The 26,872-nt window shown below is 50.6% G+C and carries 30 protein-coding genes; all 30 read right to left on the reverse strand.

Annotation, left to right across the window (positions count from 1 at the left end):
- Nucleotides 1-51 precede the first annotated feature (51 nt).
- On the reverse strand, nt 52-822 hold the full coding sequence (gene spo0A, locus DEALDRAFT_RS03560; protein ID WP_008514953.1) for a sporulation transcription factor Spo0A: 771 nt from the start codon (nt 820-822) through the stop codon (nt 52-54).
- A gap of 243 nt (nt 823-1,065) precedes the next feature.
- Complete coding sequence (locus DEALDRAFT_RS03565) at nt 1,066-2,190, reverse strand: RNA-guided endonuclease TnpB family protein (protein WP_008514955.1); 1,125 nt, start codon at nt 2,188-2,190, stop codon at nt 1,066-1,068.
- Between the two features lie 659 nt (nt 2,191-2,849).
- Nucleotides 2,850-3,320 carry an immunoglobulin-like domain-containing protein gene (locus DEALDRAFT_RS03570; RefSeq protein ID WP_008514957.1) on the reverse strand — a complete coding sequence of 157 codons (471 nt, stop codon included), beginning with the start codon at nt 3,318-3,320 and terminating at the stop codon, nt 2,850-2,852.
- 429 nt (nt 3,321-3,749) lie between these two features.
- The gene (spoIVB, locus tag DEALDRAFT_RS03575; protein WP_008514958.1) at nt 3,750-5,102 is read right to left on the reverse strand and encodes a SpoIVB peptidase; all 1,353 of its coding nucleotides are present in this window, start codon (nt 5,100-5,102) and stop codon (nt 3,750-3,752) included.
- A 210-nt stretch (nt 5,103-5,312) separates the two neighbouring features.
- Nucleotides 5,313-6,971: a DNA repair protein RecN gene (gene recN, locus DEALDRAFT_RS03580; RefSeq protein ID WP_008514961.1), complete on the reverse strand. Its 1,659-nt coding sequence runs from the start codon at nt 6,969-6,971 to the stop codon at nt 5,313-5,315.
- Nucleotides 6,972-6,974: 3 nt separating this feature from the next.
- Complete coding sequence (locus DEALDRAFT_RS03585; RefSeq protein ID WP_008514963.1) at nt 6,975-7,853, reverse strand: NAD(+)/NADH kinase; 879 nt, start codon at nt 7,851-7,853, stop codon at nt 6,975-6,977.
- Between the two features lie 13 nt (nt 7,854-7,866).
- Nucleotides 7,867-8,280, reverse strand: coding sequence for a hypothetical protein (locus tag DEALDRAFT_RS03590; RefSeq protein WP_008514964.1), 414 nt, complete (start codon nt 8,278-8,280; stop codon nt 7,867-7,869).
- 22 nt (nt 8,281-8,302) lie between these two features.
- The gene (locus DEALDRAFT_RS03595; RefSeq protein WP_008514965.1) at nt 8,303-9,124 is read right to left on the reverse strand and encodes a TlyA family RNA methyltransferase; all 822 of its coding nucleotides are present in this window, start codon (nt 9,122-9,124) and stop codon (nt 8,303-8,305) included.
- Entirely contained in the window at nt 9,100-11,016 is a 1,917-nt protein-coding gene (gene dxs / locus DEALDRAFT_RS03600; RefSeq protein WP_008514966.1) for a 1-deoxy-D-xylulose-5-phosphate synthase, read from the reverse strand. The genes DEALDRAFT_RS03595 and dxs overlap by 25 nt, the downstream gene beginning before the upstream one ends.
- Nucleotides 11,017-11,026: 10 nt before the next feature.
- The gene (locus tag DEALDRAFT_RS03605; RefSeq protein ID WP_008514967.1) at nt 11,027-11,620 is read right to left on the reverse strand and encodes a hypothetical protein; all 594 of its coding nucleotides are present in this window, start codon (nt 11,618-11,620) and stop codon (nt 11,027-11,029) included.
- An 850-nt stretch (nt 11,621-12,470) separates the two neighbouring features.
- Nucleotides 12,471-13,352 (reverse strand): polyprenyl synthetase family protein, encoded by an 882-nt coding sequence (locus DEALDRAFT_RS03610; RefSeq protein ID WP_008514968.1) that lies wholly within the window; start codon nt 13,350-13,352, stop codon nt 12,471-12,473.
- Nucleotides 13,349-13,582, reverse strand: a complete 234-nt coding sequence (xseB, locus tag DEALDRAFT_RS03615) for an exodeoxyribonuclease VII small subunit (protein ID WP_008514969.1) — start codon at nt 13,580-13,582, stop codon at nt 13,349-13,351. The genes DEALDRAFT_RS03610 and xseB overlap by 4 nt, the downstream gene beginning before the upstream one ends.
- Nucleotides 13,579-14,802: an exodeoxyribonuclease VII large subunit gene (gene xseA / locus DEALDRAFT_RS03620; protein ID WP_008514970.1), complete on the reverse strand. Its 1,224-nt coding sequence runs from the start codon at nt 14,800-14,802 to the stop codon at nt 13,579-13,581. The genes xseB and xseA overlap by 4 nt, the downstream gene beginning before the upstream one ends.
- A complete protein-coding gene (locus DEALDRAFT_RS03625; protein WP_008514971.1) occupies nt 14,803-15,639 on the reverse strand; it encodes a bifunctional 5,10-methylenetetrahydrofolate dehydrogenase/5,10-methenyltetrahydrofolate cyclohydrolase in 837 nt (278 codons plus the stop codon).
- Between the two features lie 17 nt (nt 15,640-15,656).
- Nucleotides 15,657-16,511: a bifunctional methylenetetrahydrofolate dehydrogenase/methenyltetrahydrofolate cyclohydrolase FolD gene (folD, locus tag DEALDRAFT_RS03630; RefSeq protein WP_008514972.1), complete on the reverse strand. Its 855-nt coding sequence runs from the start codon at nt 16,509-16,511 to the stop codon at nt 15,657-15,659.
- Nucleotides 16,512-16,664: 153 nt separating this feature from the next.
- The gene (gene gltA, locus DEALDRAFT_RS03635) at nt 16,665-18,056 is read right to left on the reverse strand and encodes an NADPH-dependent glutamate synthase (RefSeq protein WP_008514974.1); all 1,392 of its coding nucleotides are present in this window, start codon (nt 18,054-18,056) and stop codon (nt 16,665-16,667) included.
- The gene (locus DEALDRAFT_RS03640; protein WP_008514978.1) at nt 18,056-18,892 is read right to left on the reverse strand and encodes a sulfide/dihydroorotate dehydrogenase-like FAD/NAD-binding protein; all 837 of its coding nucleotides are present in this window, start codon (nt 18,890-18,892) and stop codon (nt 18,056-18,058) included. Before DEALDRAFT_RS03640 ends, gltA begins: the two co-directional genes overlap by 1 nt.
- 114 nt (nt 18,893-19,006) lie before the next feature.
- Entirely contained in the window at nt 19,007-19,930 is a 924-nt protein-coding gene (locus DEALDRAFT_RS03645; RefSeq protein WP_008514979.1) for a tRNA (adenosine(37)-N6)-threonylcarbamoyltransferase complex transferase subunit TsaD, read from the reverse strand.
- Nucleotides 19,931-20,347, reverse strand: coding sequence for a transcription antitermination factor NusB (gene nusB, locus DEALDRAFT_RS03650; RefSeq protein WP_008514981.1), 417 nt, complete (start codon nt 20,345-20,347; stop codon nt 19,931-19,933). It abuts the gene before it with no gap.
- A gap of 20 nt (nt 20,348-20,367) precedes the next feature.
- Entirely contained in the window at nt 20,368-20,589 is a 222-nt protein-coding gene (locus tag DEALDRAFT_RS03655) for a DUF2273 domain-containing protein (RefSeq protein WP_008514984.1), read from the reverse strand.
- 22 nt (nt 20,590-20,611) lie between these two features.
- Complete coding sequence (gene amaP / locus DEALDRAFT_RS03660; protein WP_008514986.1) at nt 20,612-21,145, reverse strand: alkaline shock response membrane anchor protein AmaP; 534 nt, start codon at nt 21,143-21,145, stop codon at nt 20,612-20,614.
- Between the two features lie 82 nt (nt 21,146-21,227).
- Nucleotides 21,228-21,629 (reverse strand): Asp23/Gls24 family envelope stress response protein, encoded by a 402-nt coding sequence (locus DEALDRAFT_RS03665; RefSeq protein WP_008514988.1) that lies wholly within the window; start codon nt 21,627-21,629, stop codon nt 21,228-21,230.
- A 90-nt stretch (nt 21,630-21,719) separates the two neighbouring features.
- Nucleotides 21,720-22,262 (reverse strand): SpoIIIAH-like family protein, encoded by a 543-nt coding sequence (locus DEALDRAFT_RS03670; protein ID WP_008514990.1) that lies wholly within the window; start codon nt 22,260-22,262, stop codon nt 21,720-21,722.
- Between the two features lie 14 nt (nt 22,263-22,276).
- Nucleotides 22,277-22,876 (reverse strand): stage III sporulation protein AG, encoded by a 600-nt coding sequence (gene spoIIIAG / locus DEALDRAFT_RS03675; RefSeq protein ID WP_008514992.1) that lies wholly within the window; start codon nt 22,874-22,876, stop codon nt 22,277-22,279.
- Nucleotides 22,877-22,921: 45 nt separating this feature from the next.
- Nucleotides 22,922-23,524 (reverse strand): stage III sporulation protein AF, encoded by a 603-nt coding sequence (locus DEALDRAFT_RS03680; protein WP_008514994.1) that lies wholly within the window; start codon nt 23,522-23,524, stop codon nt 22,922-22,924.
- A gap of 4 nt (nt 23,525-23,528) precedes the next feature.
- Nucleotides 23,529-24,692 (reverse strand): stage III sporulation protein AE, encoded by a 1,164-nt coding sequence (gene spoIIIAE, locus DEALDRAFT_RS03685; protein WP_008514996.1) that lies wholly within the window; start codon nt 24,690-24,692, stop codon nt 23,529-23,531.
- An 8-nt stretch (nt 24,693-24,700) separates the two neighbouring features.
- On the reverse strand, nt 24,701-25,087 hold the full coding sequence (gene spoIIIAD, locus DEALDRAFT_RS03690; protein WP_008514997.1) for a stage III sporulation protein AD: 387 nt from the start codon (nt 25,085-25,087) through the stop codon (nt 24,701-24,703).
- Between the two features lie 30 nt (nt 25,088-25,117).
- Nucleotides 25,118-25,324 (reverse strand): stage III sporulation protein AC, encoded by a 207-nt coding sequence (spoIIIAC, locus tag DEALDRAFT_RS03695; RefSeq protein WP_008514999.1) that lies wholly within the window; start codon nt 25,322-25,324, stop codon nt 25,118-25,120.
- Between the two features lie 43 nt (nt 25,325-25,367).
- Nucleotides 25,368-25,892 (reverse strand): stage III sporulation protein AB, encoded by a 525-nt coding sequence (locus DEALDRAFT_RS15810; protein WP_008515001.1) that lies wholly within the window; start codon nt 25,890-25,892, stop codon nt 25,368-25,370.
- Complete coding sequence (gene spoIIIAA, locus DEALDRAFT_RS03710; RefSeq protein WP_040378398.1) at nt 25,882-26,856, reverse strand: stage III sporulation protein AA; 975 nt, start codon at nt 26,854-26,856, stop codon at nt 25,882-25,884. Before spoIIIAA ends, DEALDRAFT_RS15810 begins: the two co-directional genes overlap by 11 nt.
- Nucleotides 26,857-26,872 lie beyond the last annotated feature (16 nt).

Genomic DNA, 26,872 nt, shown 5'->3' on the forward strand with positions numbered 1-26,872 from the left:
ACTTATCCCACTTCATTTGCTTATATTCTTTTGAGCTTGGTATGCTGAGGATTAGTGCTGTACGCTTTTGCCGTAAAGGCGGAGTCTGTCGGCTACCAGGGCGATGAATTCGGAATTGGTGGGCTTGCCACGCTCGGTATTAATGGTGTAGCCGAAGAACTTCTTAATGGTTTCAATGTTATTGCGGGACCAGGCCACTTCAATGGCATGGCGAATGGCGCGCTCCACCCGGGAACTGGTGGTGTCGTATTTTTCTGCGATGCGTGGGTAGAGAATCTTGGTAACAGAGCCCAACAGATCCACTTCTTCCACCACCATCATAATTGCTTCCCGTAAATAATGATATCCTTTAATATGGGCGGGAATGCCGATTTCATGAATAATGTTTGTCACATCGGACTCCAGGCTGCTGCGTTTGACGGGACGCGACAGGGTGGATACAGAAGGTGCGGGAGCCTGACCGTTACCCAGCAGGCGAATTCTTTCCACCAGTACGTCCATATTAAAGGGCTTCAATATGTAGTACGAGGCGCCTAACTCCACCGCTTTACGGGTAATGTCCTCCTGGCCGAAGGCGGTTAACATGATTACTTTGGGGCGGGCATCCATTGAACCAATCTGTTCCAGCACGCCAAGTCCGTCAAGATGGGGCATAATGATGTCAAGCAGTAAAACATCCGGGGGATTGTCGGCGATTAATTCCATTGTCTCCTTACCATTATAAGCCTTCCCCACGATGTCAATGTCAGGTTGTTGTTCCAGATACTCAACGAGTAAGTCGCTGAATTCTCGGTTGTCATCAGCCACAAATACTTTTAGCATTCCCTTTCATCCTCCTAACTTTGGTAAAAAGCACCATACTTCTAAGTATGAATTATTCGACATTGTGTCAGGATATCCTCTAGACTTTCTCAGATTTATGAAAAAAAACACGCCTTTACAGAAGACGTGTTTTTATGTGACGTACTCCCACCACCTGTAAGAGGTGGGGGCTTCTTGGGACGTATCAGCTAGTGCTGATATAATTACCAAGCTATCCCCGTTCGCCCAACGGTTCTTATAACACTAGGCAATACCAAGTATTCTGCATCCTTCAAGCTTTATATTGATGGCCGCGTTTACGTCTCGATCTAAGGTGGTTTCACATCGTTGGCATGTCCATGTCCGTTCACTTAGAGATAACTGGTTATTTTTTTCTCCGCAACAATGGCAAAGCTTACTTGAAGGGTACCATTTATCTATGGTTATCAGTTGTTTGCCCTGCTCTGCCAGCTTATATTGCAGAAATCGTTTCAGCATGCCAAACCCGTTGTCGTTTGTTGATTTTGCCAGGTTTAATCCCTGAGCCATGTTTTGTAAGTTCAGATCTTCAATTACAACTGCGTCAAAATTGTTTGCAATTTTTCTGGATACGTTATGCAGGAAGTCTTTGCGCTGGTTTACTACTTTTTCATGAAGTTTGGCTACAATTTGTCGTTGCTTTTCTCTGTTTTTGCTGCCCTTTTTTCTTCTTGATAATTTACGCTGTTCTTTTTTTAATCTGGCTTCTGCCAGACGATAGAATTTTGGATATTCCGGACTGCTTGCTTGGCTATCGACAAACAGTGATCTAGAAGAATAGTCCAAACCTATCGTTGATTCTATTGTAGGGGTAATTGGCTTAATTACCGCTTCCCACTCAACTAGAATAGAGATTTCATACTTTCCTGTTGCCTTTTGACTAATCGTTGCCGATTTTATTGCTGCATTTTTTGGTAACTGCCGGTGGAGTTTGATATGGACATTTTTTAGTTTTGGCAGTCGTATTGTTTTACTGTCAATCAATCGAATTGTACCCCTTTGATTGTTTGTTGTGTATGATTTTTTGCTTCTGTGTTTGCTTTTGAAGTTTGGAAATCCTATTGCGGGATCTCGATAAAAGTTTCTATAGGCTGCATTTAGATTGAGTTGAGCGTTAGCCAGTGCCAGACTGTCTACTTCTTTCAGCCAGGGATACTCCTTTTTATAATCTGCAGGCAGGGCATATTTTTGTTGTTTTAGAGCTTCTTTATTATCTCTGTACTGCTCATAGACGGCCATGCGGTTTGCAAGCATCTGGTTGTAGATAAAACGCACACAACCAAATGTTTTTTGCAGTAATACATCTTGCTCTTTATTAGGATAGAGGCGATACTTGAAAGCTTTTATCATCGCTTTTCTCCTCGACTATTTGCGAACATTTGTTTGTGACTAAATTATACCAAACAATTGTTCGGAAGGCAAGTATTTATTGAGAGGTAAAAGGGAGGCAATTCATCTCCCGCCTTCGCTCTCACTAAAGTGACAACGAAATAAATGGCACTGCAAAATAAAGTAACCATGTTATGATAAGAAAAAGGCGTAGTCTGGATTTTCCGCTAAGCATAACCTTAATAGTAACGGCAACCCATGCAGGTAATAATATTAAAAATTCCATATTGTTTTTACATCTCACTTGTTTGAAAAATTTAGATTTATTCAAAGATAAATGCATTAGAAATTAGGGGGCATTCTAAGGTCCGTTTTGTAGTACTTTTGTTCATTACACCTGAGATTGTTACGGGCCGCAAACATCTGAATAAGTATAAGAAAACCACTATAAAAAAGGAGTGCCAATTGGGTTGTCAATTGACACTATCCACACAGCTTTTGGCAACCCATTTTAGCGGACTTCCTCATGATATGGAAGTCCGCTTTGCTGTTATAACACACAAAACAATGCACTTTCTTAAAGAGGCATTGTCTTGTGGTGCAAATTGAAATTCTAGAAAGGAACGGGACCCGTTAGATTATAAGTGCTCTTTTTTTTGTTTTGCATATTTTTGTTCGTTTTAATGAACTGTAAACTCAGCAGCCAAATAGTACTTATCAGAATCCCCTGGACCTCTAACTTCTGAAATATCTTTTACTATACGATATTCACCTGTGTCCAGACTTCCATATAGCCATTCCCAATCGACTAATAACTCCCGAGTGCCTCTTGGGGTTAAAGGATATCCAATATCAGGAACTAAATATTCGTCATATGTTCTTGGAACCTGATACCATCCTTCGTTAATCCTCTTTTCCAGAGAAAAATACTCGCCAAATAAGCCTTCACTATCAGAGCTATTCTTAAATTCTACCGTAAGCCCCGTAGATGAAATCGTTTCTTCTTTGACGACCATAGTAACGCCGTCAAAGTTATTCACGACTTCATAAGTTGTAGGTTCCCAGTTAGTTATATTAGCTGAATCACCGCATCCTGAAAATAATGTCAAACTTATAGCTATAGAAATCAGTAACCATAACAGCCTTTTCATGTTATCGCTCCTTGATAATTAAATATCAAATGATTTTTTTATTTCTAAGATAATATTTTGAGGTATCTCATAATAGTTGCCATTCAACGTTGCATAATTATCATGAGAAAAAAGCTCAAGAAAAATATCATTATTTACTAGAACGAAGAAGTTTGGAGCCCTTAACAAGAGGCTAAGAAGCATTGTTATTCTCAAACCTGTTATCTAAGTGTATGTTTCCATATTTAGTATTAAATTTCCTTCAATAATCATTTGTCTTGTTTTTTATGATAAACCCTTAATGTCCGGGGTATGGGCGCCTACAGTACAGAACAAGAATATCATTGTATAATTGGTGCTTCCGATTTTTCAATATCAACAATCTTGCTATTTTGTATGTTTGGACTGCAATATGTAAAAAAAACACCCAAGATAGGGTGTTTTTGCTGTTTACATCGCTATTTCAAAGTCTAGGGCGGTGGTGCTTAAATCGCCCTGTTCATCGAGAATTCCGGATTCCATGACCATCCATTCGATGAAAATCCCGTAGCCTCGAGTCGGATCATTTACAAAAACATGGGTTACTGCGCCCACCAGCCGGCCGTTTTGAATAATGGGGCTTCCGCTCATGCCCTGGACAATGCCTCCTGTGGCGTCTAGCAATCGTTCATCTGTGATGCGGATGACCATTCCTTTATCGCCGGGACGTGATTGTGTATATACTCTCTGAATTTCTATGTCAAAGCGTTCAATTTCCTGGCCTTCCACCACGGTGAGGATTTCCGCCGGCCCTGTTTCCACCTGTGACATCAGCGCCATGGGCAGCGGTTGATGCTCAACTCCGGATGGATTGTTCAAACTGGTAAAGCTACCAAAAATCCCAAAGGTGTTGTTTTTGGTAATGTTACCCGCTATGTCCTTACTTTCCTGGAAAATGCCGGTTTTTTCACCGGGATAACCTCTTCTGGCCTGTTTAATGTCTACAATGTTGGCATTAACTATTCTGCCGTCTTTTACTTCAATGGGCTGATTGGTGTCCACATCGGTAATGACATGGCCCAGAGCTCCGTAACGTTTGGTTTGGGGACAATAAAATGTCAGCGTTCCCACTCCGGCAGCCGAATCCCTGACATATAATCCGATGCGTGGCCGGCCGGTATCGCGGCAAAGCACCGCATCGACCTCTTTTTCCACCTTTTGCCCGTCCCGTTTAATGGTAAACTGGAACGGATTACCGGCGGTGCCGCGCCGGGCAATGATTTCTGCCACCTGATTGGCATCCTCAAGCTTTGTGCCGTCGATGGCCAAAATTACATCGCCTTTTTCAATGCCTGCTTCATTGGCCGGTGATGTGGAGCCGTTTTCGCCGTTGACCAAATGATGGCCCACCACCAACACACCGTCGCTGTGCAGCTTGATGCCGATGGAATGGCCGCCGGGAATCAGCTTTTGCTCCGGCAGCACATTAACGGTAAGCTGTCGCAGAGGAATTACCCCAAAGAGGCGAAATTCCAGATTCACAGACCCTAAACCCTGTCCTGAAAAGGAAATTGGAGAGCGCAGGCTTAGTTTACTGGCTTCACTGGAAACGGGAGAGCCATTTAACGAGAGGACCCCTTCCTGATCGCCCTTAACATGAACGGAGAGTGGAGAAGCGATGTTTACATAATGTTTTTCGCCTTCCAAAATGCGCAAGTCGTTCTGTAAATTTACCCAGATTCTCCATGGAAAAGCTGTTGCCAAAAGCAGCAACAACCCGAAAAATCCTAAAACGAGCTTTGTTCTGCTGTAGCGGCTTTTCACTCATTTATCACTCCTTATCCTGGTGCAGTGGGAGAATCACCTCCAAAGAATTTTGAAGTTGAATGTAGTTTTAAGATAACCTCATGCAAATTGTTTTATACGAGCCAGTTTACATAATTCACAAGCATCATCTGCCTGCTTTTACAGCAAAAAAAAAAAAACCGCCTGGCTTTAGCCAAACGGTTTTTATACCTGTTAATTTATTTATTTTTATTTTTTATTTTTATTTAAAAGCTCTTTGGCATGCTGCAAAGCCACGCCTTCTTCTCCGCCAAGCATGCGGGACAGTTCATTTTCACGCTGTTCATGCTCCAGTTTGCGCAGCCTGGTCACCGTTCGCTTGCCGGACGCTTCTTTATAAATGGTAAAATGATGATCGGCCGCTGCTGCAATGAGCGGTTGGTGAGTAACGCAAATGACCTGCCTGTGTTGGGCTAACTGCCACAGCTTATCAGCCACACTGCGGATGGTCAGTCCACCGATTCCCGCATCTATTTCATCAAAAATCAGCGTGGGCACCAAATCCTGCTGGGCCAAAACGCTTTTGATGGCCAGCATCACCCGGGAGATTTCACCACCGGAGGCGGTTTTTGCCAAAGCACGCTGTGGTTCACCGGGATTGGCGGCAAAAATAAACTCCACCTTGTCACACCCTGTGGGGCCACACTTTTCTCCCGGCTCCACGGTGATGGCAAATTGTGCACCGGGCAGAGCCAAACTCTGCAGAGCTTCATTTATTTTAGCAGACAGCTGTGCTGCCGCTTTTTGCCGCAGCACAGAGAGCTTCGCGGCTTTTTTTTCCAGAGAAGCACTGGCAGCCGCCGCTTCACGTTCAGCTTCGGCCAGCTTTTCACCGCGGGCCTGGAAAGTTTGCAGCTCTTCGCTCAGCTTTGCGGCCAGCGCCAGCACATCATCCACCGTGGGGCCGTATTTTTTTGTGATTTTTTTATATGTTTCCAGCCGCTGGGTTACCTCTTGCAGCCGGGCATCGTCTAAGGAAATGGAATCATGGTAGGCGCGTAATTCCCGCGCCGCTTCCGTTAATTGCTGGGTGGCAGAAGCCACATTGTCCAGGATATCTGAGAGGGATTCGTCAAGGGAGGCCGCCGAGGCCAGTTCTTTTTCCACCGCGCCCAGCCGGTCCACCACAGCCCCTTCCATGGCTCCTTCATACAATTCACTGTACAGGGAAGCGGTTTTTTCCAGCAGTGTGCGGGCATGGGTCAGGCGCTGAAAATCAAGGGTTAATTCCTCTTCTTCCTCCACAGAAAGTGCAGCTTCTTCTATTTCAGTCAGTTGAAACTGCAAAAAATCTGCCTCCCGGGCCAGGCTGGCGTCATCGGAGCCCAAAGAAGTCACAAGTTTGTTTAATTCGGCAAGCCGCCCGTACTGCCGGCGCACCTCTGCCGCCTCTTTTGCCAGGGCTTCTCCGCCAAATGAATCCAACAGTTCACGCTGCGTTTCCGGATCCAACAGGGACTGCTGACGGTTTTGGCCGTGCAGATCCACCAGTGCCCGTCCCGCTGCGCTCATGGCCGCCAGCGGCTGGACACGCCCGTTGATACGACAGATATTGGGCCCGTCGCGGCGGATTTCCCGGCACAGGGAAAGCCCCTCTTCCTCAGCGGTCAAATCGTGGGCCGCCAGAATCTCCGGCGGTGGTGTAAAAACAGCTTGCATAACCGCCGCTTCCTGTCCGGAGCGGATGGCTTCACTGGTGGCCCGCTCACCTAAGAGCAGGCTGACAGCACCCAAAAGCATGGATTTACCCGCACCGGTCTCCCCGGTAATGACGTTTAAACCTTTGCCGGGGTAAAACGCTAAATTGTCGATGAGGGCCAGATTCTGCACCTCTAACAAACGTAGCATTGCTTACACCCTTTCCGGCTCCCGCTGAATGACTTTATTTAGTTTACTATGCATCAGCGTGTAAAAATCAGAACCCTGCAGCTGAATTATGGGTGTGGTCAGCGGTGCTCTGGTTACATGCACCACGTCTTCATCCTGCAGAGAAAATCCTACCTGGCCGTCCACCGTAAGAATCACCTCATCCTTGCGCGTCAGCGTACGGATAGAGACCCGTTCACTGCTGGACACAATTACTGAACGATGATGCAGAAGGTGCGGACAAATAGGCGTAATAATCATCACATCCAGTGCGGGATTGACGATGGGGCCACCGGCGGAAAGTGAATAGCCGGTGGAACCGGTGGGGGTAGAAACAATGAGTCCGTCACTGGGGTATGTCTCCAGATGCTTATCGTTTACATATGTATCGGCATAAACTATGCGGGAAAACGGGCCTTTGGAAATAACCACATCATTTAATGCGGTATACTCAGCCACGGGGCGGTCCTGCCTGAAGACACGGCAGGAGAGCATCAGACGATGCCGCACTTTATAATGGCCGTCCAAAAGCTTTTGCAAAGATGTTTCCAGCATGGGGGGCTCCACTTCAGCCATAAAGCCCATCTGTCCCAGGTTCACGCCCAGGATGGGCAGATGGGAGCCGGAGAACTGTCGTGCCACCCGCAGGATGGTTCCGTCACCTCCCAGCACAATAACCACATCAGCCTTGCCCACAAATGATTCCAGGGGCAGCACTTCCACTCCCTCCTGCGCTACCAGCTCATCGGACTGCGGCAAAAAAAGCTGAATATTGCGCTGTTGGCAAAAGGTTACTATGCGGGTTATTATCGCTTCCACTTCCCGCCTTTTTTTCCAGTTGGGAACAATGCCTATTCCTTTCATACCCACCATCCCTTCAGATTCGGAAACGGATCTGATGCAAAGTTTCCTTCTCCGTGTTTAGAATCAGGATACCGGCGGTCTGAAACGCCAATACATCCCGAATTAATGAACTGCGCCACATTTTAGACTGAAAACGAGCCTGTTTGCCGTCACGTCTGATGCGCACCAGGTATTTGCGCCCGTTTTTGGTTACCAGGTAATCACTTTTTAACTCAAACGGGTGCTGTTTGTCATCAATGTCCATGCGGACTTTAACGGTGGGTTTAGCTTTGACAATCTCATAACCCGCCTCTTCCAACATAGCCCGCACTTTGGCATTGGTTTTAGCCGGCTTCTCGCCGGCTATTCTTCGTGAACGGCCCCGATACCAATAAATGAGGGAAAACAAAATGATCAGTGCTAAAATAATCCAATCTCTTACTTCCACGGTTTCACCTGCCCGACAGTTATTATTCGTCAGCGCCGGCAGCGTCTCCTTTTTCTGTAAAGCTTTGCTGAGCCTGGGCCACCAGAGAGGCAAAATCTATTTCTTTACCTGCTCCCTGGCAATGTAAATGCAAAAGATATTCAATATTGCCCTCCGGCCCCCGAATCGGTGACCAGGCCGCATTCAGCACCGCATAACCCAACTGCTCTGCAGCCTGTGCTACTTTCTCCAGCACTTCCTGATGATCCTTGGCGTCTCGCACCACACCTTTTTTGCCAACCCGGCCCTTACCCACTTCAAACTGCGGTTTCACCAGGGTAACAATTTCTCTTATCCCTAAGTTTTTCAGAACAGGCAAAACCAGCGTCAAAGAAATAAAAGAAACATCGACGCTGGCAAAATCCGGTGCCTCCGGCAAATCTTGTGGCTGAAGCTTACGAATATTGGTGCGCTCCATGGAGACCACCCGGCTGTCCTGACGCAACTTCCAGTCCAGCTGTCCGTAGCCCACATCCACACTGTAAACTTTAGCCGCACCGTGCTGCAGCAGACAATCGGTAAAGCCGCCGGTGGACGCGCCCACATCCATTACCACCCGGCCCTTTACGTCCACCTGAAAATCCCGGAGCGCCTTTTCCAGTTTAAGCCCGCCCCGGGAAACATAGCGGGGCAACTCCCGGACATCCACCGCCGCATCCACCGACACCGCAGTGCCCGGCTTATCCACCCTCTGTCCGTCCACAGTGACCAGGCCCGCCATAACTGCAGCCCTTGCTGCTGAACGGCTGGGAAACAGCCCCGCATCCGTCAGGTAAACATCTATTCGCTTACGCTCTGTACCCATGGCATTTCCTGCTCCCTGGCCCCCGTCATTTCCAAACAGACGGCGGCAATATGTTCCGGCGTTAGCCGGAGTTCTTCAAGCAGTGTGTCCCTTTTACCCTGCTCCACAAAACGATCGGGAATTCCCAACCTTTTTACCGTCACATCAGAGATACCGTTTGCTTCCAAAAATTCCAAGACCGCCGAACCAAACCCGCCGGCCAGCACATGTTCCTCCAGAGTGACCAGGCCATACCGGGCAGACATTGCCGCCCGGGTAATTAGTTCCGCATCCAGAGGCTTGACAAAGACCGGGTCAATTACGCCCACCGACAAACCCCGCTTTTCCAGTTTTTCCGCAGCGGCCAGGGCGGTATACACAAAGGGGCCCACCGCCAGAATTTGCAAATCGCGGCCTTGGCGAATTTCCTCACCGCGACCCCAGGACAGAGCCTTTGGTTTTTTCAGCTTCACCCCTTCTCCCTTACCCCGGGGGTAACGGACGGCCACCGGTCCCTGATGTTTAAGGCCCGTGGTCAGGGCATGCTGCAGCATATCTTCATCCCGCGGCACAATCACCGCCATATTGGGCATATGGCGCAGATAGCTCAAATCGAACAAGCCGTTGTGGGTCTCTCCGTCTTCCCCCACGATACCGGCCCGATCCAGGGCAAAAAGCACCGGCAGATTCTGAATGCACACATCATGGAGCACCTGGTCGTAGGCCCGCTGCAGGAAGGTGGAATAGATGGCTGCCACCGGGTGGAAACCCCGTTTGGCCAAACCTGCGGCAAAGGTTACCGCATGCTGTTCGGCAATACCCACATCAAAGAACCGGCTGGGAAATTCTTTTTCAAAACAATCCAGACCCGTTCCCGAAGCCATGGCTGCGGTAATGGCCACCACTTTATCGTTCTTTTTGGCCGCATTTACCAAGGTCTTACTGACTATTTCCGTATATGTAGGCACCTTGTTTTGTTTGCTGACCACCGGAGGGCACTCTGGATTAAAGGGACCGATACCGTGGTAAACATCGGGTTTGCATTCCGCCTCCTCAAAACCTTTGCCTTTTTTAGTCAGAACATGGATCAGGACAGGCCCTTTAATTTTTTTGGCTCCCCGCAAAACGCCCAGCAACGGCTCCACCTGATGGCCGTTTACCGGTCCCAGGTAGGTAAAGCCCAGCTCCTCAAACAGCATGCCGGGAACAATCAGTGACTTGACCGCGTCTTTTACCCGGTCCACCGAACTAAGTACTTTGCCGCCGATATGGGGAATGCGCTTTACTATTAATTCCACATCTTCTTTGAGACGAAAATACTTGGGGTCGGTGCGCAGCCGGCCCAGATACGCGGCTAAACCGCCCACATTCTGAGAAATGGACATTTCATTGTCATTTAAAATTACAGTCAGGTCTGTACCGGTATCACCGGCATGGTTTAGCGCTTCAAAAGCCATGCCGCCGGTCATGGATCCATCACCGATAACGGCTATTACATGATGTTTCTCACCCAGCAAATCCCGGGCCTGGGCCATACCCAGCGCCGCCGAAATGGAGGTGGAGCTGTGACCGGTCTGAAAGACATCATGTTCACTCTCGCTGGTTTTGGGAAAACCGCTTAGCCCCCCGTGCTGACGCAGTGAATCAAACCGGTCATGGCGTCCGGTGAGAATTTTGTGTACATAACTTTGATGGCCCACATCCCAAATAATTTTGTCCCTGGGGCTGTCATAGATGGTATGCAGGGCAATGGACAGTTCCACCACGCCAAGATTGGGCGCCAGATGTCCGCCGGTTTGGGAAACCTTCTCCAGCAAAAAGGAGCGGATTTCGCAGGCCAGCTCTTTTAAATCCTTGGTACTTAATTTTCTCAGGTCTTCAGGGCCGGATATCTTTTTTAAATACTTGTCCAACCTTGCCACCTCACTTTCGCCTGGGAGGCAAATTACGCCCAAAAAATATTCTGCCGGGCAAGATTGCTTCCACTCGGGTCAACACTATGGTAAATGAAAGAATAATTTCCGTTGATTTTTCAATGGCCAGCATTTTACCCACCGCTTTGCCGCCCACCGTCAGGGCGGAGATCAAACCGGTCATAACAATACTGAACATGGGATTTTCTTCGATAAAGCCGGTCTGAAAAAGGCGAATCACCAGAAGCGCCCCCAGCACACCGCTGATAATGCCGGCAATATCGCCGATCACATCGTTGCAGAAGTTGGCAAAGCGGTCGGCGTTTCGTACCAGAAAGAGTGCTTCCCGAGCGCCGGGCACTTTTTTGGCTGCCTTGGCCAAAAGCGGCACCTCGTCGGCGGCGGTGGCAGCAATACCGATCATATCGAAAAAAATGCCGATAAAGATGATAATCAATAGTATAAACACTGCAATGAAAAAGGATTCAACACTGCCAAAAAGCAGCTGGGCCACAATACTTAACAGAATGGCCAAAAAGAATGTCCAGATGGTGATGGTAACCACCCAGCGGTAACGGTGTGAATTTTTCTGATTCTGCCCCATGGGCCACCTCAGTAGTTTATTTGGTAGAACTGGTTTATTTTTCTTCAACAGAATGAAGAAAAGCTTGCCCGGTTCCTAAAGCAAGCTAAAAAAAAAGAACCTTCTTCTTATTATAAATTAAGTAACGTAGGTGAGCAACCCACCAGGTAAACGTTACGGCTTGAGGTCCAGCAGGTTTTCCCAATTAATCACCCGGATGTCGCCATCTGGGCAGTTTCCTTTTAAGATTAATTTCATTGTGTCGCCAACAATGAGACTGGATTGCCACTGAGTCCGTACTTTAATCCCTGGTAGGTCTCCCTGAAAGGAACAGTCTAGGAGTTTTCCTCAATAACACGGTTTCCGCTCCTATCCTCTTTTGCAATACCGGTTTTGTGCATGACAGGCATACACTCACCCGCTATCACTCAAGGCAGGCTACACTGTACACAGCGCGAACCGCATACAGGTTCTTCCCAAGCCGTAATCCTTTACCAACTACGGTAATCCACCACGCACTTGGGTCTCCACGGAGCCAGGGTCAACGCCTGCATGCCTTTGCAGATCGCCCCAACTCCTTAACTCTCAGCACCAACCCCCGACTGGGCGTCGGCAGCCAGCACCAAGAACTTCATCGATATGCCCTTTACGGATTTTTAGGCCCGTCTTCGGCAGCGGCCGTGCTAACTAGAATACTGCGCCACCTACGCTTTTCATGAAATATTGTAACATATCCTTGGCAAACACTCAAATTCGGCCCCGGGCGCCTAATTTGCTTTAAAGCCTGTTTTGAGCGTTGGCGTTCATTTACCATCTTCACGGCTAGCGGCTCTGTGCCGGCCTGCTTCTGGCGCAGGCGCACACATCTTTATTATTTTTCCCGTTCCACCAGCTTTTTTGCCAAAAACAACAGGCTCTTGCCCGCATCGCCGAAATACTCCATCTCTTTTTCTGCGGCACTCAACAGATCCCTGGCCTTCTCTTCAGCCTGCTTTAAGCCGTACAGCGCCGGATATGTAGCCTTTTGCCTGTTCTGGTCCGCACCGGTTTTTTTGCCCAGCGCCGCTTCATCACCGGTAATATCCAAAATATCATCCACAATCTGAAAAGCAAGGCCGATATTTTGCGCAAAAACCGTTAATCGCTGCATTTCCTCCAGGGATGCGCCGCCCATAATGGCGCCGCTTTTAATGCAGCAGGTAAACAAAGCACCGGTTTTATGCCGGTGAATATAATCCAGCGTGGCGGCGTTAACCTGCTTGCCCTCAGAAAGCAAATCCACCACCTGGCCGCCAATCATCCCCGACATGCCCGCCGCTTTGCCCAGCGCCTCCGTTAAACGCACCACGGTGGCGGGAGCAAAATAAGCTGTGGCTTCCGCCGCCAGCGTTTCAAAAGCCAGTGTCAACAGGGAATCTCCCGCCAAAATGGCCATGGCATCGCCAAAAACCTTATGGTTGGAAAGCCTGCCGCGCCGGTAATCATCGTCATCTAAGGCAGGCAGGTCGTCATGAATCAGAGAATAGGTATGCACCATTTCTATGGCGCAGGCCGCAGGCAGCGCATGGAGACGCGGCACACCGAAAATTTCCGCCGCTGCCAGCGTCAAAAGAGGCCGCAGCCGCTTACCGCCGGCAAAAACACTGTAGCGCACGGCCCGGTGTATTTCCTGCGGGAACGTATCTTCGGCGGGAATCAGCCTCTCCAGCGCTTCATCCACATCTTTTATGGCCTGGTTTATGTCCCAACTCACGCTTGTTCCTCCTCACCGCTAAATGGCGCAAATTCCTGCGAATCTTTCAGCAGCACGGAGACCTTGCCTTCCACATCCGCCAGCTTTCCCCGGCATTTTTGCACCAGGCGCATACCTTCCTCAAAAAGGCCCAGCGCCTCTTCCAGCGGGCAATCACTGCGCTCCAGTTTGGCCAAAACCTCTTCCAGCCGCTGCAGTGCTTCTTCAAAAGTCAGTGTTTCCTTGCTCATTTAACTTCCTCCGTATCCGTTTCTTCCACCCTGGCCGTCACAGTACCCCGCTGCAGGCGTAATTTTAACAGATCATCACGGTTTAACAGCGCCGCATCCCGCACCACATTGCCCTTTTCATCCAGGCAGATGGCAAAACCGCGGGCCAAAACTGCCTCCGGGCTAAGGGCGGTGAGCTTACCCTCCAGCACACTTACCCGGGACTGGCAGCCCTGCAAAAGGTACTGCATACGGGTCTCCAGACGGGCCGACAGATTGTCCAGCACCTGACTGTACTGCTCCAGCCGCTCCAGGGGGCGGGTCAGCACCCTGGAGGAGGCCAGCCGCTCTAAATAGCGCCGGTCGTGTTCCAGCTTAGCCGCCAGTTTGGCCGCCATGCGCTGTTTGGCACTGTCGAGATACTGCATAATCTCCCGCTGGTCCGGAACCACAATTTCCGCCGCCGCGGTGGGCGTGGCCGCCCGCACATCCGCCACAAAGTCGGCAATGGTAAAATCGGTTTCGTGCCCCACCGCCGAAACTACGGGAATATCTGAAGCATAAACGGCCCGGGCCACCACTTCCTCGTTAAAAGCCCACAGCTCTTCAATGGCGCCGCCACCCCGGCCGATAATCATCACGTCCACATCATCGATGTTGTTTAAAAACTCTATGGCTTCGGCAATTTGCTCCGGAGCATCGGGCCCCTGCACCAAAACCGGCATCACCAGCACTTCCGCCTGCGGAAAACGACGCTTCAGTGTGGTTAAAATATCGCGGATTGCTGCCCCGGTGGGAGAGGTGACCACGCCAATCCGTGTGGGCAGTTTAGGCAGTTGTTTCTTTTTTTCCGGCGCAAAGAGCCCTTCGGCCGCCAACCGTTTCTTCAACGCTTCAAAGGCGGCAAAAAGGCTTCCCACTCCTTCCGGCAGCATGTTTTCCACATACATCTGATACTGTCCGTCCCGTTCATAGACAGAAATGCGGCCGCTTACCACCACGTTCATGCCCTGCGTCGGCTTAAATGTAAGACGGGCGTTATAGCTGCGAAACATCACACAGCGCAACGATGCCTTGGCGTCCTTTAAGGTAAAATACATATGGCCCGAACTGTGATGTTTGAAATTAGAAATTTCACCGCTGACCCGCAGCGAGTTAAGCTGCGAATCAGCGGCAAATAGGTTTTTAATATATTGAGTTAGTTGGGCGACGGTCACCGGACCATCGGATTGTCTGCGCATTTACTCGCAACACTCCACCAGGTTCATCAGCAGCATGGCCACGGTCATGGGCCCTACGCCGCCGGGGACCGGAGTAATCCAGCCGGCAACCCGCTGAGCGGTGTGGTGTTCCACGTCACCCACCAGTTGTCCGCCCACAATATTGGTACCCACATCGATGACGATGGCGCCGGGCTTAATCATGGAACCGGTTATCATTTCCGGATGGCCGGCCGCCACAATCAGAATGTCTGCCAGACGGGTTACGTCTTCCAAGTACCAGGAACGGGAATGGGCATATGTTACGGTGGCATGCTTTTCCAGCAGCAAAAAGCCAACGGGCAGGCCTACGTGCTGGCTGCGGCCCACAATAACGGCACGCTTACCCTTCAGGTCTTCCCCTGTGGACTCCAACAGCCGCATAATGGCTCTGGGCGTAAAGGGAATGAATTTTTTGTCGCCAATGAGGAAATTGCCCTGGTTCATGGGATGGACACCTTCCACATCTTTGGCGGGATCCAGTGCCTGCACCACAGCGCGATAATCGATGTGGTCGGGCACGGGATGAATATTAATCCCGGTAATCTTGGGATCTTTGTTTAGTTTCTCAATCAGCGCAATTACATCATCCTGGCCGGAGAGCGGGTTAAGTTTGTGGATTTCACAGTGAATACCCACTTTCTCGCACATCCGCTTTTTCAGCTCGGCAATGTTTTTACGCGCTTTGGGGCTGCTGACAACGACAATGGCCAGGCCCGGAAGCTGTTTGTTCTCCGACTTTAACTTGGCCACGTCTTGTTTAATTTGCTGTTGCAATTCGCCTGCGACGGCGGAACCGTCGATAATCCGGGCTGACATGGAGATCCCCCCTGTAATTAAAGGTTATTCTTACGCTTAAATGCTTCCAGAGTGTTGAGCATCAGCATGGTAATGGTCATGGGGCCTACACCGCCGGGAACCGGAGTAATGTAGGAAGCCACTTCCTTGGCACTGTCAAACTCTACGTCACCCACCAGTTTGCCGTCAACGCGGTTGATACCTACGTCAATTACCACGGCACCGGGCTTAACCATGTCACCGGTAATCATATTGGGGCGGCCTACGGCCACAACCAGTACGTCCGCTTCGCGGCATACGGCGCCCAAATCAGCGGTGCGGGAATGGCAGATGGTTACGGTGGCGTGCTGCTGCAGCATTAACAGGGCAACGGGCTTGCCAACGATATTGGAACGGCCTACAACTACTGCATTTTTACCTTTTAAGTCATAGCCGATGTGCTCCAGCATTTTCATGCAACCGTGAGGTGTGCAGGGTATGTAGCAATCATCACCAATCATCAGGTTACCAACGTTAATGGGATGGAAACCGTCAACGTCTTTTTCCACAGCAATAGCATCAATAACAGCTTTTTCTTCGATATGGTCAGGCAGTGGCAGCTGAACCAAAATGCCGTGAATGTCTTCGTCTTTGTTTAAGTCATCAATCTTCTTCAGCAGTTCTTCCTGGGTAATATCCGCAGAAACACGGTCAACCACAGAATGGAAACCCAACTTACCGGCTGTTTTTTCCTTGTTGCCCACATATGCCTGGGATGCGGGGTCTTCACCCACTAAAATTACTGCCAGGCCCGGTACCTTGCCGGTTTTTTCCTTGAGGGAAGCCAACTCGGTGGAAATTTGCTCCCGAATGGCGGCGGCCACTTCAGGGCCACTAATCAGTTTTGCAGTCATACAAAATCCTCCCCTTCTCAAAAAAATAATTTATCTTACTTAATTTAACCACAAGTGTGGAAATTCCTGCTACAAGAGATAATTTTCCCTTACCGGGAAATGTTATTGCAGGCCGTTAAAAAAAATTCTTTTAACGGCCTGCCAATAAAAGGTTTACTTGGATTTCAGATACTCGTCGATGTTTTTGGCAGCCATTTTACCGGCACCCATGGCGTTAATAACGGTGGCGGCACCGGTAACGATGTCACCGCCGGCCCAAACGCCTTCACGGGAAGTTTTACCAAACTCGTCGGCATCGATGGTGCCTTTGCGGCCGGTTTTTAAGCCGGTGGTGGTCTGCGGTACCAGCGGGTTGGGAGTCTGTCCCACCGCAACTACCACGGTATCCACATCCAAAACGAAATTGGAATCTTCAATGGGCTCGGGGCGGCAGCGGCCGGACTCATCCGGTTCGCACAGACGCATCTGCATGCATTCCATCCCTTTTACCCAGCCTTTGTCATCCCCGTTAATACCAATGGGGTTGGTGAGCAGTCTAAACTGTACGCCTTCTTCTTCGGCGTGATGGATTTCTTCCAGTCTGGCCGGCATCTCCTTATCGGAACGACGGTAAACGATATAAACGTTTTCCGCACCCAAACGCAAAGCGGTCCGGGCGGAGTCCATGGCCACGTTACCGGCACCTACTACCGCCACGTTTTTACCCACATGGATGGGAGTGTCAAACTCAGGGAAGCGGTAAGCCTTCATCAGGTTGGTGCGGGTCAAAAATTCGTTGGCGGAATATACGCCCAGCAGGTTTTCACCGGGAATGCCCAGGAAGGTGGGCAGGCCGGCACCGGTGCCGATAAACACTGCATCAAAACCATGCTCTTCAAACAGCTCGTCTACGGTGATGGTCTTACCGATAACCATATTGGTTTCCAGTTTTACACCAAGACGCTGGATATAATCAACTTCCTTGGCCACAATTTCCTTGGGCAGACGGAATTCGGGAATACCGTATACCAGCACACCACCGGGGGTATGGAAAGCTTCATACATGGTAACGTCATGTCCCAGCTTGGCCAGGTCTCCGGCACAGGTCAGTCCGGCGGGACCAGCCCCTACCACGGCAACCTTTTTACCGGTTGGTTCAGGCAACTTCGGATCTTCCACGCCTTCTTTTAGCTGCCAGTCGGCAATAAAACGCTCCAGGCGACCAATGCCCACCGGTTCGCCTTTTTTGGCGCGGACACAGAAAGATTCGCACTGACTTTCCTGCGGGCAAACACGGCCGCAGATAGCGGGCAGGCTGTTGTCTGCTTTCATGGCCGCAATACTTTCTTCGAACTTCCGGTCTTTAATACTCATAATAAAAGCGGGAATATTCACCTCAACAGGGCAACCCTGACGGCAGGGCGCCTTTTTACAGTCCAGGCAGCGCTCCGCCTCGGCAACGGCGGTATCGATATCATAGCCAAAAGGCACTTCGTCAAAGTTTTTAACGCGTTCCTGAGGATTTTGCTCTTCCATCGGATGCTTTTTCTTAATATCATGCGCCATTACTTAGCACCTCCGCAACGACAGTTTTCCAAGGCCTTTTTCTCTTGGTCAAGGTACATTCTGGACCGGGCCACAAGCTCATCAAAGTCTACCTGGTGGCCGTCAAAAACCGGGCCGTCCACACAGGTGAACTTGGTTTCCTCACCTACGGTAACACGGCAGGCGCCGCACATACCGGTGCCGTCCACCATAACCGGGTTTAAGCTAACCACGGTTTTCACACCGTAGGGCCGGGTCTGGTTCACAATGGCACGCATCATGGGTAGCGGGCCTACGGCAATAATTTCAGCGATGGGCTCGCCGTCGTCAAGATACTTCTGAAGAATGTCGGAAACGAAGCCATGATGGCCATAGCTGCCATCGTCGGTGCAGACATGCAGTTCTTTGCTGACCGCACGCATTTCATCTTCAAGAATCAACAAATCCTTACAACGGGCGCCGATAATGGATGTAACATCCATGCCTGCTTTATGAAAGCCTTTTACCTTAGGATAAACCGGTGCAATCCCCACACCGCCACCTACGGCAATTACGCGGCCGGGTTCTTCAGGAAATTCCATGGGCTTGCCCAGAGGGCCGACAAAATCGGCAATGTAGTCCCCTGCTTCTTTCTGCCCCAGGCATTTGGTGGTTAAACCCACTTCCTGGAAGATAATTGTAATTGTTCCCCGCTCAGGATCGGAATCTGCAATGGTCAGAGGGACTCTTTCACCCTGTTCGTCCACCCGCAGAATGATAAATTGCCCAGGCTGAGCCTTTTTGGCAACCAGTGGCGCCTCTACCTCAAATTTCTTTGAGACATCGGACAGCACTTCCTTAGTAACCAGCTTATACAATCGCGCTTCCTCCCTTACTTTTAACTAGACGTTTTCATACTTCTAAGGGTTATTCGCCAAAATAGCGCAATTTCCTTTTTCCTTTTTTAATTAGTTCAAATTTTGAGAAACTTTCTAATTTGTGAATTTTTGCGCAAATACTGCCGCCCCCGCTGCATTATCGCCGGCAAATCGAATCTGGGCAAAAGCCGCTTCATCCCCCAGTTTTTCCGCCAGAAAACCACGGATAAACTGATTAGCCATGACCCCACCCACAAACAACACCGGCTTTGCGCCGTGTTCCTTTCTAACCGTTCTCAGAACCCGCCACAGGGACTCTGCCACGCATTTTTCCACACCTCTGGCCACCGCCGCCGGTGCATACTCCCCGCTTGCAATAACGCGCTGCACGTGGCTTTCCGGGCCGGAAAAAGACAAATTGCTCCCCTGCACCGAGACCGGAACCGGCAGCACCTCAAGAGCATCATTTCCCAGTTTTTCCACGGCGGGACCGGCGGGAAAGGAAAGGCCCAGAGCCACCCCCACCCGGTCGATAAACTGTCCGGCATGCAAATCGGCGGAGCCGCCCAGCTCAGCCACCTTCAGGCCGTTGTTTTGCCTGACAAAGAGCAGCTCCGTTGTCCCGCCGGAAACCTGCAACGCATAAAATTCCGGCCAGTCCACTCCCGCCGACCACATACCGGCCAGAATGTGGCCTTCCTGATGCGACAGGGACAAAAAAGGAACGCCAAAGGCAGCGGCCAGCGAGCGGCCAAAGGACGTTCCCACGGTAAATACCGGCATATAAGAGCCTTCCACCGGCCGCGGGCAAACAGAAGCGGCCACCGCCTGCAGTTTAAGGGGCCCCACTTCCCCGGCCACCTCTTCTGCCAGCCGGGGAAGATTTTGCAGATGCTGAAAAACGCCGTCGGACTGCCGCAGCCCCCGCTCCCCCTTTGGCACGGTAAGGAGCGTTCTCTTTTCACAAAGCAAACGTCCCTGGGTATCCATAACCGCCAGGGACGTGGTATAACACGATGTATCAATTCCCAAAAACATTTATTCCACCTCTTTGCCCTCATGATGGCGGGCTAACTTGTCCAGCACACCGTTTAAAAACTTGGCCGCCTCTTCACTGTGAAAGGCTTTACTCAGCTCCAGCGCCTCATTGATGGTCACAGCAGCGGGAATGTCTTCCCGGTAGAGAATCTCAAAGGCTGCCAGCCGCAGCACATTACGGTCCACCGCCGCCAGCCGGCCCAACTCCCACTTCTGCAGGTAACCGGCAAGAGCCTTGTCAATAGCCTCCAGGTTTTTAAGGGTGCCCAGCACCAACTGCCGGGAAAATTCCACACCGGCACCTTCCAACCCGTTTTCCTCAATGAGCTGGGAGATGGTGGGCTCCACTTCATTTTTGCCGATATCATATTGAAATAATGTTTTAAAAGCGATTTCCCTTGCCAGACGCCGGCTCATGGTAATATATACCCTCCTAATCAGTCGCTGTCGGGCCAAACCCGCTGCAGAAAGTTTTGCAATCCCTCGTGACGGTCAAACATTCTGCCCAGATAAATACCCAAAGCTATACAGGTAAAAAGCAATACGCTGCGCCAAAACCCAAACAGGATAATAGATAAACCGATAATCAGGCCAATCAGCCCGCCCACCACTTTGCCCCAGTGGTCGGACAGAAACTGACGAAGAACTTTTGAGTTCATGTCCACACCTCTTCTTTGCAATTTAGCGGGCCGGTTTTACCGCATCGGTAACCACATTTTCAATCATCACCCTGATTTCCGCCACATTGGTGCCGGTGGTTTCTTCCACATATTCCTTTACTGCCGCCTGCAGCTCCGCGGTCACCTGGGGAATATTCTGGTCAGGATAAGTAACGGCACGTAAAAACACAATTAAACCGTTTTCGTTGTACACCAGCCGAGTTTTTGTTTCCCGTACGCCCTTAATCTCCCGGGCAGCTTTTAGCACCAGGTTTTCCAGCGCCTTAAAACAAATGCGCACCTCGCCCAGCGGGCCCTGCTGCAGGATGGTTTCCACACATTCACCGCGACGCATGCTCATGACCAAAATGGCCACCGCCAAAATCAGGCCAAAAACCGCCAGAGCCACGTACGCCAGGTTGCCATGGACCAACTCCAGGCTTGTCCGCAATGCATTCAGGGACAAATAAGCCGTAGCAATGGCTCCCAGCGAGATGCTGGCGGCACCCACCACCAGCGCCAACACGACCAGGTATAGTCTTTCACGAGCACTCATCGGATATTCCAACTCCTTTTTGCTCACATTCTGCGTTTACCACAGTAAGCTAAGAAGCCCCTGCGTTAACAGGGGCTCTTTTTTAACGAACCCGGGAATCCTCTTCTTCCACTTCGTCCCTGGCGACTTCGAAGTTTACGCCCTGGACATGAACATTGACCGATACCGCTTCCAGGCCGGTCATGCTCTCAATGGCCTGCTTCACCTTCTCCTGAATACTCCAGGCCACATCGGGAATTCGCGCCCCAAACTTAACAATTATGTACAGATCAATGGATGCCTGCTGATCCCCTACTTCAACCTTAACACCTTTGGATAAATTACGCTTACCCAAAATATCGGCGATTCCACCGGCGATACCGCCGCTCATGCCTACCACGCCTTCCACCTCGGTGGCGGCCAGGCCGGCAATAATAGCCACTACATCATCGGCAATCTTAATGTTTCCAAGCTCTGTTGGGATGTATTCTTCTGATACGGTCAAAACAGTCACCTCCTACAGCACTGCTGTAACGTTGTTATTATACCAAATACTTCTTGTGAATACAATTCCATGCATAATTCGGTATTCCTGCTAGCGGTCCGTATGCTCCGTTACCGAAATTCGCTCAATTCCCACTCCCGTAGCACTGCTTACCATCTCGGCAATTTGCAGAAACTCTTCTTCACTTAGGTTCTCCGCCTGAATCACCACATTAACCATGTCATCCCGGTAAAAGAAAATGGCATCCTTAAACCCGTGAGCTTTTAGCATATTCTCCACCAAAAGCTCCTTTTCCATCATGTCGATTAACTTTAACATCTGTTCCTCAGCCTGCTTCTTAGCTTCCTCAGACACGTTGGGGTTATCAATCATCTGGTTTAACATTTCCTGCTCTTTGCCCCGCACCCGGTCGCGCTGCAGTCGGTACTCCACAAAGAAAGCTTTAAAATCTTCAATGTTCCAGTTCTCCAAATCCGGCTCCGGATCCGTTACCACGCTGGGCACTATGGGATCCTCTTCCGCCGGTGAACTGATATCAAACCGGTCCACATCCTGCATATCTGCCAGCCACCAAACAGCCACCACCATTACCACCAAAATTGCCACTGTAATCAGCTTCCTGCTTGAACTCATCGGTTTTTCCCCCTCTACTTCATCGGCACCACATGGATGCGGTGTGCAGAAATATTTAACGCCGCTTCCACAGCCAAAGTTATTTGCTCTTTTACCATGGGGTTTTCCGCCCCCCGGGCAACAACCATCACACCTCTGATTTGCGGCTCCAGCTTCCGGGTAACAACAGCCTCATCGCCGCTGCCGTCTCTGGCCATCACCGCCTGGTTGCGGGTGGTGGTCTCTGAAACATCACGCTGTCCCCCGGCCCCGTCTTCCTCGGTGGTGGTCCGCTCTGTAGTTTCCTTGTTTTGTGCATACTCGGAAACAGGGCCGCTTTCCAGGGTGACCATGACCGAAACTTCATCCACGCCCTGCATCCGCTCCAGCCTGCTTTCCAGATCTTTTTCCAGCTGCTGGCGATAATCACCCTGGCTGCGCGGCAGCGCCACCACTTCCGCGTTGCTTTCCTGCGCCGGCCGGGGGCTTCTGTCCTGCTCCGGGTTAGCACTGATAAACATAAAGACAATCCCAATAACCGCCAGCATCAGGATAAACCAGGTGGAACGCTGGCCTTTTCCCGGCCCTTCCCCTTTGCCCAGCTTGGCAAAACGCTGCCAAAAGTTTTCTCCCATCGGATCCCCTCCCAGACAAGCCCTCTTTTCAGAATATATATGCGCCTAATCGGCGTTTAGCACATAGACCGAGACTTTTTCCAATTCAATCTCCAAAGCTGTGGCCACAATCCGCTCCAACCACTGGCTGCGCTGTGAATCCCGGGGCACCTCCCACGTGTCACGGCCCAACTCAATCTTAATTTCCTCCACCCGTCCAAAGCCCTCATCGGGCACTTTCTTTTCCTGCGCCAGAATTTCTAACTTTTGCGGATAACCAAACTCAATATGCCCCGCATCTTCCTCCACCTCCATATCCAGCTCCAGCACCGCATACCCTTCATCCTCCAAAACGGCCAAAATTTTCCCCTGCACCATATCCTGATACTGCTCCAGCGCCAAATCCCAGTTTAACTGCTCCAGCATTGCCTGTCGCGCTTCCACTTCCTCTTCGGTGATGGCCAGGCGCATCTCCCAGACCGGATCCAGCGCTCCGGGCATCTGGATTGCGGAGCGAATAGGTGTCAAAAGCATCAGCATCAAAACCAGGCCCACCACCATGTTGAGAAAGGGACGAAAGCGATTTTTCGGCAGCATCAGCTCCAGGATAGTTACAAGAATTATCAGCACCACAATATTGCGGACCATATCCGACAACATGGCAAGCATTTTCTCACCTCAACATAAATGACGTATTGCCGGCGCCGGCAATGATGGTAATACTCAGATAAAAAATTACACTGACAATGGCCACCGCCGCAAAAATCAACGCCAGACAATTGCCCATGGTGTTTAGGGAATCACTTAAATTGGTCTCCCCCAGAGGTTGAATCAGCGCTGCCGCCAGCTTGTAAATAAACACCAGCGCCAAAATTTTTAACAGCGGAAAAACCACCACATAAAACAACAACAGCACACCGGCCAAATGGACAGTATTCTTTAAAATCAGCGTGGCGCTGGCCACCGTCTCCACCGCATCGGTGAGCATCCCGCCCACCACCGGCAGAAACGCTCCGGTCATAAACTTGGCGGTGCGGATGGTTACCGCATCGCCCACCGAAGAAGCCACACCATGCACCGCCAAAAGCCCTGTAAAGATAGTCATGGTCATGCCCATGACCCACACCGACACGTTCCTAAACAAATCAGCCAGTTTGCTCACCGTTACCCGCGGCGAAAAATGATTAACGATGGACAAAATGGTGGTGAGATAAATCATGGGAAACGCCAGATCACGGATGATGGTGGCAAAAAAGTTCACCGCAAAAATAATAAGTGGACGGAAAATAGCCGCCGAAGCAAAGTTACCCAGGGAAGCCAAAAGTACCAAAAGCAGCGGAATCACCGACAGTATAATCTCCACCATGTTGTCCACCGTCTGCCGCCCCAGGTTCACCGCCACAGTAAAACTCTGCATGGCGATAACAATCAGCGCCAGGTAAACAATGGCCTGGGTCAGCGAAGCAATACTGTCGTTGGCAAAGGCCTTCTCCAGGTTCTTTAGCAACGAAGCCACCACCGCCAAAAACAAAAGCTTGCCCAACAGGTTCAGGTTAATATAGATCTCCCGCCACATAAAGCGCCACAGGCCCTGAAACACCTCGGATACAGACAAACCCTCGGCCTGTCCGGGGCGAAACCAGTTTAGGACATCGCGAAACTCAAAGTCGGGCAGGTAATCGCCGGACTCACGCTGCACTTCGTTCCAGAACTCTTCAATTTGGGTGAGATCAATTTCCTCCGCCTGCTGCCGGGCCAGCTCATCGGGCGTCTGTGCCGCCGCAAAAGTGGGCAGCAGGAGGAAAACCATGATTAAAACAAGCAGTAATTTTTTCATATAGCCACCTATGGAATAAATTTCAGAATGGTTTCCAACACCGCCGCCAAAAGCGGCAGCGCCATCACCAGAATTAACAGCTTGGCCGCAAATTCCACCTTGCCGGCAATAACTCCCTCCCCCGCATCCCGGCAGACCTGAGCACCAAACTCAGCTATATAGGCAATACCGATAACCTTAAGGAGAGTATTTAAATAAATAAGGGAGATGTTGGCCTGCAGCGTCATATCCACCAGATACTGCATCACCGAAGCCAGGTACCCGACCACCCGCAAAAAGATAATCACTCCGGCTGCCGTGGCAATAATCATGGAGAAGATGGGTTTTTGTTCCCGCGTCACCATGGAGAGAAAAGCGGCAATTAACGCAAACGCAACTATCTGAATAATTTCCAACGGCTACACACCCTTCCCCCACTGGTTTTGCTAAAACAAATTAAAGATGGTCTTGATGTTGGAGAAGAGTTCGTTTATCAACTGAATCACCATCAAAAGCACCACAACCACACCGCCCAAGGTCAGCATCTGGGCCTGCTCCTCCTTACCGGCCTGCTTAAGCACAATAGTTAGGACCGAAATAAAGATACCAATACCTGCAATGCGAAAAATCAAATCAATATTAAAGCCATTCACCGAAACTCCACTCCCTTCCGTGCCACACATATCTATATGCTGATTACAACAGCAAAATAACCACCGCCAGACCGCCCATCACACCCAGGTAGCGCCACATCTTCTCGCCACTTTCGCAACGGGCCGCCGCTGTGGCCGCATGGGAGGCCAACTGAACCTCCGCCGCCTCCAACTGCTTAATCTGATTTTCCCGCCCCATACTGCCCAGACCGGCCCCGGCCCGCAGCAACACAGGCCAATCCTCCCGGGTCAGCGCCAACTCCTCTTTCACCTCATCTGCCGCCCTGCTCCAGGCCGCATTGGCATCGGCCACCTCAGGGTTTCTCAATAACTCACCGGCACGGGTAAAAAATACCGACACCCCGCCACCCGGCAAACGCTCTTGCACATGTTCCAGGGCCCTGGGCAAAGGCGTACTGGTATAGCCAATCTCTGCTGCCAACAGCCTCATACCCAGACGAAACTCCTCCAGCTCTTTAACCCGCCGCCTCAATTGCGCCGCCTGCAGATTGCCCCAGGCAGCAGCGGCACCAAGAATCAATAACGCGCCCAACCATTTAACCAACATTAATTTTCCCTCCCGCCTGTTTGTCTGTGTCAAAAGCCTCGCCGTCATAGACCCCTTCAATGGTACCGGGCCCCTTGCGGCGCGAGAGAACCACAATCCGCTCAAACATCTTCTGCTCCAATAAATATGCCAAACTGGGCCGCCTAAAAAGCTCCGTCATACTCTGCCCATGTGCCGTGGCCAAAATAGAAGCACCGGTATTAACCGCCTCTTCCACCGCCCGCGCATCCTCTGGCCGCCCCAGTTCATCGGTAACCACAATCTGCGGTGACATGGAACGCACCAGCATCATCATCCCTTCGGCCTTGGGACAGCCATCCAGCACATCACTGCGCAGCCCCACATCCAACTGCGGCACGCCCTGATAGCACCCGGCAATCTCCGAGCGCTCATCCACAATACCCACGTTAAAAGCAGGCCTGCCCGAAGCCGCATCCCCATTGCCAAACAATCTTGCCAAATCCCGCAAAACAGTGGTTTTACCCGCCTGCGGCGCCGAAATAATCAACGTATGGCGCACCCGCCTGGTCTTTTGGCAGTACAGCGACGGCAAAAGCTGCTTACCCGCGCCAAGCACCTGCCGGGCAATACGGATATTAATACCGGAAATATCCCTTAACAGCTTAACCTCGCCGCCCTCCAGCACCGTCCGTCCCACAAAACCGGCCCGATGCCCTCCCGGCAGCGCCAGATACCCCCGCTTCAACTCCTCATCCCGCGCATACAACGAGTACTCGGTAATCAAAAGCAGCACAGACTGTAAATCTGCAGCCGTCACCATATCCCGACCCACCTGAGTCTCACCACTTCCGGTACGCACCAAAAGCGGACGCCCCGCCCTAAGCCGAATTTCCTCCAACTTAGCCTCTGCAGCACCACTTAACCCCGCCAGCAAATCCTTTAGCTGCGGTGGCATAATAGGAAGTATATGCTCTTTCCAATGCACTTTTGCCAAATTTTCCATATCTTCTTCACCACTA

The sequence above is a fragment of the Dethiobacter alkaliphilus AHT 1 genome, from assembly GCF_000174415.1.
Classification (GTDB): Bacteria; Bacillota; Dethiobacteria; order Dethiobacterales; family Dethiobacteraceae; genus Dethiobacter; species Dethiobacter alkaliphilus.

What these genes read in the sequence shown, in the direction of transcription:
- DEALDRAFT_RS03595 (WP_008514965.1), bottom strand. Translation starts at nt 9,124, where the DNA reads ATGGGTACAGAGCGTAAGCGAATAGATGTTTACCTGACGGATGCGGGG.
- spoIIIAG (WP_008514992.1), bottom strand. Translation starts at nt 22,876, where the DNA reads ATGGGAGAAAACTTTTGGCAGCGTTTTGCCAAGCTGGGCAAAGGGGAA.
- DEALDRAFT_RS03570 (WP_008514957.1), bottom strand. Translation starts at nt 3,320, where the DNA reads ATGAAAAGGCTGTTATGGTTACTGATTTCTATAGCTATAAGTTTGACA.
- spoIIIAE (WP_008514996.1), bottom strand. Translation starts at nt 24,692, where the DNA reads ATGAAAAAATTACTGCTTGTTTTAATCATGGTTTTCCTCCTGCTGCCC.
- xseB (WP_008514969.1), bottom strand. Translation starts at nt 13,582, where the DNA reads ATGAGCAAGGAAACACTGACTTTTGAAGAAGCACTGCAGCGGCTGGAA.
- DEALDRAFT_RS03625 (WP_008514971.1), bottom strand. Translation starts at nt 15,639, where the DNA reads ATGTCAGCCCGGATTATCGACGGTTCCGCCGTCGCAGGCGAATTGCAA.
- DEALDRAFT_RS03585 (WP_008514963.1), bottom strand. Translation starts at nt 7,853, where the DNA reads ATGAAAGGAATAGGCATTGTTCCCAACTGGAAAAAAAGGCGGGAAGTG.
- DEALDRAFT_RS03680 (WP_008514994.1), bottom strand. Translation starts at nt 23,524, where the DNA reads ATGCTTGCCATGTTGTCGGATATGGTCCGCAATATTGTGGTGCTGATA.
- DEALDRAFT_RS03670 (WP_008514990.1), bottom strand. Translation starts at nt 22,262, where the DNA reads ATGAGTTCAAGCAGGAAGCTGATTACAGTGGCAATTTTGGTGGTAATG.
- DEALDRAFT_RS03655 (WP_008514984.1), bottom strand. Translation starts at nt 20,589, where the DNA reads ATGAACTCAAAAGTTCTTCGTCAGTTTCTGTCCGACCACTGGGGCAAA.
- spo0A (WP_008514953.1), bottom strand. Translation starts at nt 822, where the DNA reads ATGCTAAAAGTATTTGTGGCTGATGACAACCGAGAATTCAGCGACTTA.
- xseA (WP_008514970.1), bottom strand. Translation starts at nt 14,802, where the DNA reads ATGCGCAGACAATCCGATGGTCCGGTGACCGTCGCCCAACTAACTCAA.
- nusB (WP_008514981.1), bottom strand. Translation starts at nt 20,347, where the DNA reads ATGAGCCGGCGTCTGGCAAGGGAAATCGCTTTTAAAACATTATTTCAA.
- DEALDRAFT_RS03605 (WP_008514967.1), bottom strand. Translation starts at nt 11,620, where the DNA reads ATGGGGCAGAATCAGAAAAATTCACACCGTTACCGCTGGGTGGTTACC.
- spoIIIAA (WP_040378398.1), bottom strand. Translation starts at nt 26,856, where the DNA reads ATGGAAAATTTGGCAAAAGTGCATTGGAAAGAGCATATACTTCCTATT.
- DEALDRAFT_RS03645 (WP_008514979.1), bottom strand. Translation starts at nt 19,930, where the DNA reads ATGTTTTTGGGAATTGATACATCGTGTTATACCACGTCCCTGGCGGTT.
- recN (WP_008514961.1), bottom strand. Translation starts at nt 6,971, where the DNA reads ATGCTACGTTTGTTAGAGGTGCAGAATCTGGCCCTCATCGACAATTTA.
- DEALDRAFT_RS15810 (WP_008515001.1), bottom strand. Translation starts at nt 25,892, where the DNA reads ATGTTGGTTAAATGGTTGGGCGCGTTATTGATTCTTGGTGCCGCTGCT.
- DEALDRAFT_RS03565 (WP_008514955.1), bottom strand. Translation starts at nt 2,190, where the DNA reads ATGATAAAAGCTTTCAAGTATCGCCTCTATCCTAATAAAGAGCAAGAT.
- gltA (WP_008514974.1), bottom strand. Translation starts at nt 18,056, where the DNA reads ATGGCGCATGATATTAAGAAAAAGCATCCGATGGAAGAGCAAAATCCT.
- folD (WP_008514972.1), bottom strand. Translation starts at nt 16,511, where the DNA reads ATGACTGCAAAACTGATTAGTGGCCCTGAAGTGGCCGCCGCCATTCGG.
- amaP (WP_008514986.1), bottom strand. Translation starts at nt 21,145, where the DNA reads ATGAGTGCTCGTGAAAGACTATACCTGGTCGTGTTGGCGCTGGTGGTG.